This is a genomic window from Paenibacillus polygoni (assembly GCF_030263935.1).
GTDB classification, from domain to species: domain Bacteria; phylum Bacillota; class Bacilli; order Paenibacillales; family Paenibacillaceae; genus Paenibacillus; species Paenibacillus polygoni.
In genome coordinates, this window is sequence record NZ_CP127162.1 from 3969927 (window position 1) to 3982500 (window position 12574).

Below are 12574 nucleotides of genomic sequence, written 5' to 3' on the forward strand. Positions count from 1 at the left end.
GGGACAGGTTCGGCATATTCATGAAGTAGAACGAGTACCACATGCCAGAACTTATTATGTACTAACCCATGGGGAAGAGGGATTAACACTTATGAAAAAACAAACGTTCATCCAGGGGACTATGATTTTGCTGGCAGCCGGCATCATTAATCGGATCCTGGGATTCATACCCCGTATCGTTTTACCACGGGTCATTGGTGCGGAAGGCGTTGGCTTATATCAACAAGGATACCCCTTTTTCATCGTTATCGTAACACTCATTACAGGTGGAATTCCGCTGGCTATTGCTAAGCTTGTAGCTGAGGCTGAATCCTATGGAGACGTAAAAGCGTCAGAGAAAATTTTGAAAACAAGTCTGTTCTTTACTTTGACTGCTGGTGCCATCTTTACAGCGTTATGCCTTCTATTTGCTCCATTTGTAACAAGCCGCATTCTCACAGATGAAAGGGTTTATTACACCTTTGTTAGTATGACGCCCATGATCTTAATCGTCGCCGTTTCATCCGTATACAGGGGCTATTTTCAAGGGAAACAAAATATGATTCCATCTGCGAGTTCCTCCATTGCGGAAACACTTATGCGTATTTTGTGCGTACTTTGGTTTTCCTACCTTCTGTTGCCAAAAGGAATCGAATTTGCAGCGGCAGGAGCCATGCTCGGTGCAGTAGCAGGAGAGCTAATTGGCATGTTTGTATTACTTTGGCAACATGAACGTAATCGAAAAGCAGGTATATTGGTGCCGGCACCTATGCCGCAGAGAAGCAAGACTAAGATGGAAAGTAAATCGATATTCAAACGAATCATGTCTATTTCCATTCCTGTTACTGCAGGACGTTTGGTTGGCTCCATCTCCTATCTTCTCGAAACAATTGTCACAGCACAAAGTCTAGCCCTTGCCGGATTTACGAAAGCTATAGCAACCGCACAGTATGGGGCGATGCAGGGCATGGTTATTCCTTTGCTTCTTTTGCCGGGTGCCCTGACTTCTTCACTTGCTACGTCTTTGGTTCCATCTCTGTCTGAAGCTGCTGCAAGGAAAGATTACAAAACCATTCACAAGAGAATGCATCAATCTCTGCGTTTAGCGCTTGTTACTGGCGGACCCTTTGCAGTCATTATGTATGTCCTCGCAGAACCGCTCTGCCTGCTTCTTTACAATAACAGTTCCATTGCAGATATGCTGAGGACCATGTCTCCCTTTGCTCTCTTTATTTACACGCAAGCTCCCTTACAAGCTGCTCTTCAAGCTTTAGAACGTCCTGGTAAGGCGCTCTTCAATACAATGCTGGGAGCCATCATTAAGATCAGTCTCATCCTTTATCTTGCCTCAAAGCCCGAATACGGCATTTACGGCGCCATTATAGCCATCTGTATTAATGCCTTGGTTGTAACTCTGCTGCATGGAAGAAGTCTAAAACAGCTCCTTGGTTTCCGTTTTCGCTGGCTCGATGCTCTAAAAGTGGGTACCGGGATGATCATAATGGCAGCCGTTGTCGAGTATTTATTTCATCATCTTCCTTGGCCGAGTATATTGTTCCTTCAGTTTCTTGTTTCCAGCTTTATAGGTCTGCTTCTATATTTATCGGTTATGGCAGCTTGTCGTTTAATTGATCTGCATGATTTATCTCGTGTTCCTATTCTAGGTGCTTGGATTCGTCGCAAATAAGTGTTACGGTTTTTTCTTTACGTTGACGTACAGCTCTCCTTTGTGGTCAATAGAACATAAAAATACATCTTTAAAATCTTTAACTCCTTTTTCTTGAATCTGATTTTTAAGCCAGAAACGATTTTTCTCAATTAACTCTAAATTAGAATCCTGTACTTTTCCGTCCATAATCAGCGGCAATGGCAGAGCTCCATAACGTATATTTTGCATTGCCTTTAAATGTTCCTTACTCTCATCATTCTTTTTGGTATCTTCTTTCGTTTCCATATCGCTCTCAATTGCTGTTTCTGTAGATCCTGAGTTCCCTGTGTTGTCAGACTCCGAAGCATTATTTTCCTTTTTAAAGGTGGTGAGTTTCCCCGTCGTCTCCAGGATCGCAAACTGTAAATCATCCACATTATCAATACTTTGCTCTCTGAGCTGCTGCATTAGATCATCTAAGTTATAGCGCTGCTTTCTCATCTCTTCTCTTTGCAGTTCACCGTTAGAGACTAGGATGACGGGTTTACCATCCAAAGCGAGCCGAAACCAGCGGCTTTTAAGCCCGATCAGAGCGATACCTACTTGCAATATAATGAGAACAATAATAGGAACGATTCCTTCATAAATCGGTCTTTTTATATCTTCAATAGCGAATACCGCAATTTCAGCCAGCATGATGGATATAACAAGATCAAAAACAGATAATTTTCCGATTTCTCTCTTACCCATCAGTCGAATAGCGAATGCAGCTATAAAATACATGAGAATGGTTCTTCCAATATGTATCATGATGTGTTCCATTTGTTATCTTATCCCCCTCTGCTTTAGTCACATGTATTTGTGCCATAACAGTTCATAGGTTGACCGAACACGGAAAAGTCATGCCATTTAATTAATGGAAAATCAAGTTCATATCATAGGTAGCTTGACCATACAATGTATTAATGAGAACCGAATGATTAAGGGAGGTCACCTTCATGCAATTTGTTCGCCGTTTGTTTTCTGTACGAATTAATAGTCCTCTGCTTTCTGGTTTAAATGCAGCTTTTATCTGGATGTTTATCGGTGCATTCGTTTTATCGCTTTTTCTTTGGCTTACAGGGATGCGTGAACAGGATTTATCGTTTTATACTTATGTAGTACATGCTGTTTCATTACTCATAGGCGGGTTCATATCAGGCAAAAGATCTAACGAGCGCGGATGGTATCACGGCGGTATTATGGGAGCGGTATATGGACTGCTGATCCTTGTCATTGGTTTCCTTGCTCTTGAGTCCTCCTTGCAACTGCAAGATATACTGCAATGGGGTGCTGCCTTTATTCTAGGAGCAATCGGCGGTATTTTTGGAGTGAATGTAGATAAATCGTAATACATCAAGATTTAAAATAAAAAAGACTGCAGGCACACTAGTTTAAGCTAGTGTGCCTGCAGTCTCCAGAGGACTCCTGAACAGGAGTCTTCTTTTGTTACTTACGCTTTATCTTCAGCGCTCTCTCTAGGAGATACAGCACTAATACTGCTGCGGTTAAATGTCAGTTTAGTGACATCGTTTACACGCAGTACAACCGTATCATCCATTACCTCTGTGATCGTACCGTGAAGGCCGCCAATCGTAACTACTTTGTCTCCCTTTTTCAAGGAATTCAATAAGTTTCGATGTTCTTTTTGTCTTTTTTGCTGTGGTCTAATGAGCAGGAAGTAAAACACTGCAAACATAAGTACCATCATAATGATAAGCTGCAAACCTCCGCCAGCTGCATTCGTTGTTGCTGTGAAATTCAACATTCTATTCCCCCCTTTCAAGAAGTGGTTATAAGTAGTTTACTTAGAACCCTTTGTCATTATCATGCAATCCATATTGATCAAAAAATTCATCCCGGAAATCAAGCAACCGGTCATCCATAATCGCTTGACGTACTTTCTTCATCAAGTCTAACAAGAAATGAAGGTTATGGTACGTAGTAAGCCTTAGACCAAATGTTTCATCAGCCTTGATCAAGTGACGAAGATAAGCCCTTGAATAATTCCGGCAAGTGTAGCAATTGCACTCAGGATCAAGTGGACCAAAATCACGGGCGTATTTCGCGTTACGAACAACGAGTCTGCCTTGACTTGTCATCGTTGTCCCATTTCGGGCAATACGAGTTGGAAGCACACAGTCAAACATATCTATTCCACGGATTGCACCTTCAATCAATGCGTCTGGTGAACCTACCCCCATTAAATAACGAGGTTTGTTACTAGGCAGCAAAGGTACGGTGTAATCCAGTACATCATACATTAAATGTTTGGGTTCTCCCACACTCAGTCCACCAATAGCATACCCCGGGAAATCCATGGAAGTCAAATCTCGAGCGCTCTGTTTACGCAAATCTTCATGCATTCCGCCTTGAACGATTGCGAACAATCCCTGGTCATTTGGCCGCGCATGACTTTCAAGACAGCGTTCAGCCCAGCGGCTTGTTCTCTCAAGTGATTTTTTAACATATTCATAGTCTGCCGGATAAGGCGGACACTCATCAAAGGCCATCATAATATCAGAACCTAGTGAGTTTTGAATATCCATGGCAACCTCAGGAGAAAGGAACAATTTATCTCCATTCAAATGAGAGCGGAAGTGCACGCCTTCCTCTGTTATTTTTCTCATTTCACTGAGGGAAAATACCTGAAAACCACCGCTATCTGTCAAAATAGGGCGATCCCAGTTCATAAATTTGTGAAGTCCACCTGCTTCACGAACAATATCGTGTCCTGGTCTGAGAAACAAATGATAGGTATTGCTCAGAATAATCTGTGCTTCCATTTCTTTGAGTTCTTCCGGACTCATCGTTTTCACCGTTGCTTGTGTGCCTACTGGCATAAAAATAGGAGTCTCGATCACTCCGTGCGGAGTATGAACGCGCCCAAGACGTGCTCCCGATTGTTTACAAGTTTTAATGTGTTCATAGGTTATCGCTGCTGACATTTTTCTCTCATCCTCTATCTGAATAAATAAACATCGAATCTCCAAAACTAAAGAAACGATATTGTTGTTTCACTGCCTCATTATAAGCTTTCATGATTTGCTCTCTGCCTGCAAGAGCACTAACCAGCATCACAAGAGTAGACTTGGGAAGATGGAAATTCGTAATGAGTGCATCCACTACTTTGAACGTATATCCTGGATATATAAAAATATCCGTCCAGCCGCTGCTTGCTGCCAAGTCTTGACCTTCAAATTGATTTCCCACCGTCTCCAGTGTTCGGCAACTCGTGGTCCCAACCGCAATGACTCTTCCGCCGTTCTTCTTCGTCTCGTTAATTAAATCTGCTGTTTCTTGCGAAAGAGAGTAATACTCGGCATGCATCACATGATCTTCTACTACATCTACTGACATCGGTCTAAACGTTCCAAGTCCTACATGGAGAGTAAGAAAACCAATGCGAACTCCTTTTTGTTTAATTGCCTCAAGCAGTTCAGTAGTAAAATGAAGCCCTGCCGTTGGAGCGGCTGCAGACCCTTCATGTTTGGCGTAAACGGTTTGGTACCGCTCTTTATCTTCTAATTTTTCTTTGATATAGGGAGGTAGTGGCATTTGACCAAGCCGGTCCAATATTTCCTGGAAAATACCTTCATAATGGAAACGGATAATCCGTCCCCCCATATCGGTCTCTTCTTCAATCGTTGCTGACAACTCGTCTCCAAAACGGATGACAGCTCCTTTTTTCAGTCTTTTCCCTGGCTTAACAAGGGTCTCCCAGCGATTGTCGCCAAGATTATGGAGGAGAAGTACTTCAGCTTTGGCTCCTGTATCTTCTTTTAGACCAAACAGTCTTGCAGGTATAACTCTTGTATCATTTAGAATCAACGTATCACCGGGATGAAGATAATTAATGATATCTGAAAAAGTATGGTGTTCCATTTCCCCGCTGTCCTTGTTCAGCGTCAGGAGTCTTGATGCAGTTCGATTTTCAAGCGGTGTCTGAGCAATTAGAGATTCAGGTAACTCAAAATCATATAGATCTACATTCATTATGTCGTCATTCCTTAACTATAGTTACGTTCTGATAATAGTGTTTCAAAATAGACTGGTAATCATACCCTTCATCTGCAAGTCCTTTTGCTCCCCACTGAGACAGACCCAGCCCGTGCCCATATCCTTGACCTGTAAACAGAAAAGCTTGGGTCTTACTGACTGCTCTTGCCTCGCTGTCTTTGTTCATGACAACCAGGGAGTCTCCAGAATAAGATGTCGTACCTGAGGATGATACTACAGAAGTTCCAGCTGCCCCAGATTTAGTCACAACCTGTCCATTTGCACCTAGTACAGTATAACTTCCGGTATTCGTAATATCAAACAAAGTACTCGGTAAACTTCCAAAAGCACTGCGATATGCATCACCGTATTTAACACCAAGCACTTGTCCATTCGCTTTCACTTCTACTGCTCTACCAGATGGACCCCGGTTTGTTACTTCCAAGCTAGAAATTGTGGAGGGAACAGTCGTTGATATTTTCCCTTGAAGCATCGCTGAAATCTCCGCAGATGTAAACGGTCCGCGCATCCAGCTGTACGTACCCGATTCTTTTGTTTCCCCCAAAATAACCAATTCAGCACCTGGATTTATCTGGGCTACAGGAGATACGCTCGACTGGATCAGAGGGATTTTACGAACATTTGTATTTTTAGCTGTAACCGTAAGTTTAGGCAGTCCTGCCGCAGTTACCCCTTCCAAGAGCTTTGTATTATCTTCCCGGATATATCCTGTCTTTCCGTCACTTAGAAGTACATGATACCAATTGTGTGTTCCTTCTTGGGCAGACTTATCTCCTGCACTATCTACGCTTGCGAATAGAGTCCCGCCCCCATTCCATACTTCAGACGGATCTGCCGTTATTCCTCCCGCATTGGAAGAAAAGATAGCCTCAACCACTTTCCCACCGCTTTTAATAACTTCTCCGGCTGTAGCATTTACTGCATCAGTTACATTCTGATGTTCCGATCCGATTCCGTTATAAGCTTGGCTTAACGTTGTATCTACCACATTAGCAATCTTAAATTTATTCCCTTGAAAAAGTGCATAGCTCCGCGCAGCAACGGATTGTGCTTTTAACGATTCCGCTGGCCAGGACGGGTATACTTCAGCTCCAACAACGGAATACAGATACTCTTCAAGTGGCACTTGATTGACAAGAGCGAGCTGTCCGTTATATGCACTTATTTCAAAATCTCCTCGATATGTACGTTCGGAACGCTCTGCTACTTTTATGCCAGTGCTACTCGAATCCAGCATTAACTTCATATCAGTACCGCTTACGATATAGTGATTGGTTACTTCTGGAGAGACTAAATTAAGAGTCACATCTTGCCTAATAATTAACGCATTCATTCCCGCATTTACCGAACTTAAAGATAGCTCTGGCAATTTAACTTTCACAAGTTTTTCTAACGCAGCTAAAGAAGCATCTGTTGTTTCTTCACCAATCCAAACTGCATATTCAGGCCTGCCGCCTTCCGACTGGATGACTGTAAAGGCATCATAACCGCTGGCAGCCACCGTATCACGCATTGTATCTGCTTCTTTCTTACTTGCAAATACTCCTGCTTGACTATGCTTGCTTCCTTTCACAACAGGCTTTTGTCCAGCTAAATAAGAAGCAGCTGTCTTCTGGGTTCGTACTGCTGCTGCTTCCGCAAGAGCTGATGTCGAGTAGTTTCCTGTGTAAACTTGATATATGGTTTTTCCGCTTTTAGAAGATTGATAAATGATGGGTTTGTCGGCCGTTCCTTGCAGTACTTTTGCGGCTCCGGAAGCTGTCTTAAATACATCTGTTTCTAGCACTTTCACACGAAAACCATCGACACTAAAACGAGTTTGTGTCGAGGCAGGTAATGAGATCCAAGACTCATAACCGGATGCCCCATTCATCCCCGCAGTCCAATCTCCATCGGTTTGAAGTGTAACTGCAGGTGTAGTGGATCTATAGGTGCTTCCGAGATCTGCGAACAATGCGACACGAATCGTGTCATTTATTGCAGCACTAGCTGATGGAAGCGGCCCCCATAAACTACCTGCCAGCAGTACTGCAGCAAGGGTCATCTTAGCTCCCTTTTTCCATAAAGAGCGGACATTTTGAGTTTTCTTTATTCGGTTCATTTATCGTTCTCCTCCCCATTCGTTGACCCAGAAATTCCTACATGCTTATTTTCACCTTGTTGCTGCGCACAACATAACATTTCTACAGCCTAAGCATCAAATTATCGATCTGTAGGCATTGGAATTCCTAGATGCGCATAAGCAGCTGGAGTCACCATTCTGCCTCGCGGAGTTCTTTGCAGAAAACCAATTTGCAGAAGATACGGCTCATATACATCTTCAATCGTTTGACTTTCTTCTCCAATGGTAGCTGCGATCGTATCAAGACCAACCGGTCCTCCGCGGAAGCTTGTGATCATCGATTTCAGCATCTTATAATCAATATCGTCAAGTCCACGCGGATCGATTTGCAGTCTTTTAAGTGCCTCTTCTGCTAGTGAAGAAGTAATGATACCATCCCCTCGTACCATGGCAAAATCCCGAACACGTTTGAGCAGACGGTTTGCAATACGCGGTGTCCCTCTCGACCGAAGTGCAATCTCTTCTGCTGCATCTCCAACAATTTCAATACCAAGTAAATCGGCTGTACGAGAAACGATAAAAGTTAACTCATCCACTGTGTAAAACTCAAGCCGGCTGATCACTCCAAACCGATCTCGAAGCGGAGCAGATAACAGGCCTGCTCTTGTTGTAGCTCCAATCAAAGTAAAAGGCGGGAGATCTAGACGCACGGAACGCGCACTTGGACCTTTACCAATCATAATATCAAGGGCAAAGTCCTCCATTGCAGGGTAAAGCACTTCCTCTACAGAACGATTAAGCCTGTGAATTTCATCAATAAACAGGACATCCCCTTCTTGAAGATTGGTCAGCAAAGCTGCAAGATCCCCAGGCCGTTCAATCGCCGGTCCAGAAGTCGTCCGCAGGTTCACACCAAGTTCATTCGCAATAATGTTTGACAGCGTGGTTTTACCTAGTCCTGGCGGGCCGTATAAGAGCACATGATCCAGTGCTTCATTTCTCATTTTGGCAGCTTCAATGTATACCTTTAAGTTTTCCTTTACTTGATCTTGTCCAATATATTCATTCAAATAGCGGGGACGCAAACTCAGCTCCACCGCTTGATCTTCCATCATCAGGTTGGCGGATATAATCCGGTCATCCATACTTATCCCTCTATTCTATTCCTGTTTATCCGGTAAAGAGCATTTTCAGAGCTTTCTTCATAAGTACATCTGCTGTATCTTCTGCGGTTGTATCGTTTTTCATGCGAAGCCATACTTTATCAAGCTCACTGTCTGTATATCCCAGGGCTTTCAGACCTTCTCTAGCCTCGGACCAGTATGAGCCGTCGCCTTCAGCTGCTACATTAGGAGCAAAGAGTCCAGTGGCATATATCGCTCCTCCAAACCCATCCAGCTTGTCTTTTAGATCCAGAATCATACGCTGTGCTGTCTTCTTGCCGATCCCTGGAAGTTTGGTCAGGAAAGTAATATTTTCTTGGTGAATCGCAGTAACCAGCTGCTCTGGCGTACCTCCCGTTAAAATCCCAAGAGCGACACGAGGACCAATTCCTGATACTTCAATGAGTTTTCGAAACAGCTGCTGTTCTTCACGACTTCCAAACCCATAAAGCAGCATCGCATCTTCTCTTACATGGTGATGTGTGTATACTGTAACGGTACCTTCCTGTTTAGCGAAAATATAAGGATTAGGACAGAAAATCTGATATCCAATTCCCTGCACATCCACTACGACATAATCATTCTCAATGATTACGACCGGTCCTTTGATATAGTCGATCATTTTTTAAAAACCTCATTTAACTTAGAATTTAGTGTATAAGAATGAGCATGACAGATCGCTACAGCCAGTGCATCAGCTACGTCATCCGGTTTAGGGATGGCTTGTAGCTTGAGGTACATTTTGACCATTTCCTGAACTTGTCTCTTCTCTGCTTTACCATAGCCCACAATAGCCTGTTTAACCTGCATCGGCGTATACTCCGCAATCGGTAATCCTCTTTGAATTGCTGCGAGAATCAACACGCCCCTTGCTTGACTGACTGACATGGCTGTCGTCACATTTCGATTAAAAAATAGCTTCTCTAATGCCACAGCATCAGGCTTATATTTATCAATTAGTTGCAACATCGCCTCATACACATGAAGGAGTCTTTCCTCATCGGGTGTATGGGCCTCTGTCTGTATACATCCATATTGAACAGGAGTGAGTTTACTCCCTGTTTTATCTATAAAACCAAAACCAACGATAGCAATACCTGGGTCAATTCCTAAAAAACGCAAACACATCTCTCCTTAACATACTGCGAACATATGTATCGTTTATTCATTATATCAAATGTTCCAGCCCTATAACGAAAAAGTTTGCGCTTCGACGAAAACTCTAAATATTCCCTGAATTTTTTCTTCATGCAAAACCAAAAAAGACGGATTTTCATCCGCCTTCTCTGGCCTGTCTTTTCTTACCTATTCTATAATATTTCCTACAGGGGCAACCGCGTAATCACCAAAAGTAGAAAGCACACTGTTATATTCCTCTATATCCTGAACACGTATGCCATTTTGCAGTTGCTCAAGAACGCCGGCTGGTAAAGAGGTTTCCATCGAACCAACATCAAGTTGAAAAAAAGTACGAATGGTCTTTTCTTCCTTCGGCTTTCCATCAAAGAGGGTTAGGTTTCCTTCTTTGTCCAAACTCATATATGCGTTCTCTTTGCAATGCGGAGACAGGTCATTAACGGTTTCCTGCACTACTAAATCACTTTCCGCCTCTATATAACCAGACCAACCAGGATGCTGCTTGATTAGAGTAACCATTTCTTCAGGAGTGAAGTTACCTAAGTTCATCGTTTCTGTACCACAAACATACTTCTTCTCTAAAAAAACTCGCCGCAATTTGTCGTTTGAACGAATCTGTTGCAATAGACTGGCTTGGGCCATGGTGCTGTCCTCTTCAAAGGATGCGTCTTCTTCCATCACTTCTATGCTGCCTGTGGTTAAGAGGGATTGCATCATTTGAGAGATCGGTAAGCCGGCCCCGGCTAATACTGCAAGTAAAATACATATCGTGAAAGTTGTTAACGTTCGTTTGATTTTTTTCCAACGTTTATTAAAATTAAGGAACTTCAATTGGATCCCCTTCTAACACACTTTTTAATCTATTGTGACCGAGATCCAATCTATATATACAAAAAAAAGGTTATTGCCTAAGCAATAACCTTTTCATAATCGGGATGACACGATTTGAACATGCGACCCCCTGGTCCCAAACCAGGTGCTCTACCAAGCTGAGCTACATCCCGTAATATATATGCCGGTGAAGGGACTCGAACCCCCACGGTTTCCCTCACGATTTTGAGTCGCGCGCGTCTGCCAATTCCGCCACACCGGCTAATTTCTTGTTTCTTATTAAAAAAAGAATGGCGCGCCCTGAGAGATTCGAACTCCCGGCCTTTTGATTCGTAGTCAAACGCTCTATCCAGCTGAGCTAAGGGCGCAAATGATATAAAAGCGGACGACGGGAATCGAACCCGCGACCCTCGCCTTGGCAAGGCGATGCTCTACCGCTGAGCCACGTCCGCAATTAAAGGATGCGCGTGAAGGGACTCGAACCCCCACGTCAAAGACGCTAGATCCTAAGTCTAGTGCGTCTGCCAATTCCGCCACACGCGCATATAAATGATGGTGAGCCATGAAGGGCTCGAACCTTCGACACCCTGATTAAAAGTCAGGTGCTCTACCAACTGAGCTAATGGCTCCTAACAATAAGGAAGCTAGTCCCTCAATCAGTAATACTTCTAGGATAAAAATGGCGGAACTGACGGGATTCGAACCCGCGATCTCCTGCGTGACAGGCAGGCATGTTAGGCCTCTACACCACAGTTCCAGGTATTACAATTGCGGGGGCAGGATTTGAACCTGCGACCTTCGGGTTATGAGCCCGACGAGCTACCGAGCTGCTCCACCCCGCGATATTTATATGGTGGAGATTGAGGGGATCGAACCCCCGACCCTCTGCTTGTAAGGCAGATGCTCTCCCAGCTGAGCTAAATCTCCATGTAAAGTGACCCGTAGGGGATTCGAACCCCTGTTACCTCCGTGAAAGGGAGGTGTCTTAACCCCTTGACCAACGGGCCGCTGGCTCCCCGAACAGGGCTCGAACCTGTGACAACTCGATTAACAGTCGAGTGCTCTACCAACTGAGCTATCAGGGAATATGTATTATACTTAGGTATCAATAAACTGGGTGTCCCAGATTATCAAAACTTTGCTTGGCGGCGTCCTACTCTCCCAGGACCCTGCGGTCCAAGTACCATCGGCGCTGGAGGGCTTAACGGTCGTGTTCGGGATGGGTACGTGTGGAACCCCTCCGCTATCGCCACCAAACAGGATTTTCATAGCTTACGCTTCTCGAAAATCATCGGAAAATTCATACGCTCTTCGCGTTTACTTGGGTTCAGCACCGAAGTGTGAATCAAGAAACAAGCGTTTAGTTTTCCTTCAAGAATTTGCTCCCTGAAAACTAGATACGAAACAATCTTTACGATTTTATTTTGTAGGATAAGCCCTCGACCGATTAGTACTGGTCAGCTCCATGCATTGCTGCACTTCCACCCCCAGCCTATCTACCTCGTCGTCTTCAAGGGGTCTTACTAGTTGGGAAATCTCATCTTGAGGTGGGCTTCGCGCTTAGATGCTTTCAGCGCTTATCCCTTCCATACATAGCTACCCAGCGATGCTCCTGGCGGAACAACTGGTACACCAGCGGTATGTCCATCCCGGTCCTCTCGTACTAAGGACAGCTCCTCTCAAATTTCCTACGCC

At 44.0% G+C, this 12574-nt stretch carries 11 protein-coding genes, 11 tRNA genes and 2 rRNA genes (1 of these 24 running past the window's edge); 2 read left to right on the forward strand and 22 right to left on the reverse strand.

From position 1 onward, the window contains the following. Positions 1 to 91: 91 nt before the first annotated feature. Positions 92 to 1666: a stage V sporulation protein B gene (gene spoVB / locus QPK24_RS18965; protein WP_285749442.1), complete on the forward strand. Its 1575-nt coding sequence runs from the start codon at positions 92 to 94 to the stop codon at positions 1664 to 1666. A 3-nt stretch (positions 1667 to 1669) separates the two neighbouring features. Here the strand turns inward: spoVB and QPK24_RS18970 are convergent, their stop codons facing one another. Further along, positions 1670 to 2449 (reverse strand): YetF domain-containing protein, encoded by a 780-nt coding sequence (locus tag QPK24_RS18970; protein ID WP_285743830.1) that lies wholly within the window; start codon positions 2447 to 2449, stop codon positions 1670 to 1672. A gap of 176 nt (positions 2450 to 2625) precedes the next feature. On the opposite strand from QPK24_RS18970, the gene QPK24_RS18975 reads away from it, so the two are divergent. Beyond that, positions 2626 to 3018 carry a TIGR04086 family membrane protein gene (locus QPK24_RS18975; RefSeq protein ID WP_285743832.1) on the forward strand — a complete coding sequence of 131 codons (393 nt, stop codon included), beginning with the start codon at positions 2626 to 2628 and terminating at the stop codon, positions 3016 to 3018. A gap of 101 nt (positions 3019 to 3119) precedes the next feature. Here the strand turns inward: QPK24_RS18975 and yajC are convergent, their stop codons facing one another. The 21 genes from yajC to QPK24_RS19080 all read right to left on the reverse strand — a co-directional run. Next, positions 3120 to 3434, reverse strand: coding sequence for a preprotein translocase subunit YajC (gene yajC / locus QPK24_RS18980; RefSeq protein WP_160034383.1), 315 nt, complete (start codon positions 3432 to 3434; stop codon positions 3120 to 3122). Positions 3435 to 3474: 40 nt separating this feature from the next. After that, positions 3475 to 4614, reverse strand: a complete 1140-nt coding sequence (gene tgt / locus QPK24_RS18985; protein WP_285743835.1) for a tRNA guanosine(34) transglycosylase Tgt — start codon at positions 4612 to 4614, stop codon at positions 3475 to 3477. 7 nt (positions 4615 to 4621) lie between these two features. Beyond that, positions 4622 to 5662, reverse strand: a complete 1041-nt coding sequence (queA, locus tag QPK24_RS18990; protein WP_285743837.1) for a tRNA preQ1(34) S-adenosylmethionine ribosyltransferase-isomerase QueA — start codon at positions 5660 to 5662, stop codon at positions 4622 to 4624. A gap of 7 nt (positions 5663 to 5669) precedes the next feature. Next, positions 5670 to 7787, reverse strand: coding sequence for a SpoIID/LytB domain-containing protein (locus QPK24_RS18995; protein WP_285743839.1), 2118 nt, complete (start codon positions 7785 to 7787; stop codon positions 5670 to 5672). A 101-nt stretch (positions 7788 to 7888) separates the two neighbouring features. Then, entirely contained in the window at positions 7889 to 8893 is a 1005-nt protein-coding gene (gene ruvB, locus QPK24_RS19000; protein WP_285743840.1) for a Holliday junction branch migration DNA helicase RuvB, read from the reverse strand. A gap of 25 nt (positions 8894 to 8918) precedes the next feature. Then, positions 8919 to 9533: a Holliday junction branch migration protein RuvA gene (gene ruvA / locus QPK24_RS19005; RefSeq protein ID WP_285743842.1), complete on the reverse strand. Its 615-nt coding sequence runs from the start codon at positions 9531 to 9533 to the stop codon at positions 8919 to 8921. Next, positions 9530 to 10033, reverse strand: a complete 504-nt coding sequence (gene ruvC, locus QPK24_RS19010) for a crossover junction endodeoxyribonuclease RuvC (protein ID WP_285743844.1) — start codon at positions 10031 to 10033, stop codon at positions 9530 to 9532. Before ruvC ends, ruvA begins: the two co-directional genes overlap by 4 nt. Before the next feature lie 183 nt (positions 10034 to 10216). Then, on the reverse strand, positions 10217 to 10879 hold the full coding sequence (locus QPK24_RS19015; protein ID WP_285743846.1) for a BofC C-terminal domain-containing protein: 663 nt from the start codon (positions 10877 to 10879) through the stop codon (positions 10217 to 10219). 99 nt (positions 10880 to 10978) lie between these two features. Next, positions 10979 to 11052, reverse strand: a tRNA-Pro gene (locus tag QPK24_RS19020). Positions 11053 to 11061: 9 nt separating this feature from the next. Then, a tRNA-Leu gene (locus tag QPK24_RS19025) sits at positions 11062 to 11141 on the reverse strand. Between the two features lie 29 nt (positions 11142 to 11170). Further along, a tRNA-Arg gene (locus QPK24_RS19030) sits at positions 11171 to 11247 on the reverse strand. 12 nt (positions 11248 to 11259) lie between these two features. Next, a tRNA-Gly gene (locus QPK24_RS19035) sits at positions 11260 to 11331 on the reverse strand. A gap of 10 nt (positions 11332 to 11341) precedes the next feature. Further along, positions 11342 to 11422: transfer RNA gene (locus tag QPK24_RS19040), tRNA-Leu, on the reverse strand. A gap of 10 nt (positions 11423 to 11432) precedes the next feature. Further along, a tRNA-Lys gene (locus QPK24_RS19045) sits at positions 11433 to 11508 on the reverse strand. Between the two features lie 51 nt (positions 11509 to 11559). After that, positions 11560 to 11636 (reverse strand) — tRNA-Asp (locus QPK24_RS19050). An 11-nt stretch (positions 11637 to 11647) separates the two neighbouring features. After that, a tRNA-Met gene (locus QPK24_RS19055) sits at positions 11648 to 11721 on the reverse strand. Positions 11722 to 11730: 9 nt separating this feature from the next. Continuing rightward, positions 11731 to 11806: transfer RNA gene (locus QPK24_RS19060), tRNA-Val, on the reverse strand. A gap of 8 nt (positions 11807 to 11814) precedes the next feature. Then, a tRNA-Glu gene (locus QPK24_RS19065) sits at positions 11815 to 11886 on the reverse strand. 2 nt (positions 11887 to 11888) lie between these two features. Further along, positions 11889 to 11964, reverse strand: a tRNA-Asn gene (locus QPK24_RS19070). Between the two features lie 55 nt (positions 11965 to 12019). Next, a 5S ribosomal RNA gene (gene rrf, locus QPK24_RS19075) occupies positions 12020 to 12136 on the reverse strand. A 170-nt stretch (positions 12137 to 12306) separates the two neighbouring features. After that, positions 12307 to 12574, reverse strand: a 23S ribosomal RNA gene (locus QPK24_RS19080); it runs 2661 nt beyond the window's last position.

Coding starts and splice junctions, on each gene's coding strand:
- spoVB (WP_285749442.1), top strand. CDS start 92: ATGAAAAAACAAACGTTCATCCAGGGGACTATGATTTTGCTGGCAGCC.
- QPK24_RS18975 (WP_285743832.1), top strand. CDS start 2,626: ATGCAATTTGTTCGCCGTTTGTTTTCTGTACGAATTAATAGTCCTCTG.
- ruvB (WP_285743840.1), bottom strand. CDS start 8,893: ATGGATGACCGGATTATATCCGCCAACCTGATGATGGAAGATCAAGCG.
- queA (WP_285743837.1), bottom strand. CDS start 5,662: ATGAATGTAGATCTATATGATTTTGAGTTACCTGAATCTCTAATTGCT.
- ruvA (WP_285743842.1), bottom strand. CDS start 9,533: ATGATCGACTATATCAAAGGACCGGTCGTAATCATTGAGAATGATTAT.
- yajC (WP_160034383.1), bottom strand. CDS start 3,434: ATGTTGAATTTCACAGCAACAACGAATGCAGCTGGCGGAGGTTTGCAG.
- QPK24_RS18970 (WP_285743830.1), bottom strand. CDS start 2,449: ATGGAACACATCATGATACATATTGGAAGAACCATTCTCATGTATTTT.
- QPK24_RS18995 (WP_285743839.1), bottom strand. CDS start 7,787: ATGAACCGAATAAAGAAAACTCAAAATGTCCGCTCTTTATGGAAAAAG.
- tgt (WP_285743835.1), bottom strand. CDS start 4,614: ATGTCAGCAGCGATAACCTATGAACACATTAAAACTTGTAAACAATCG.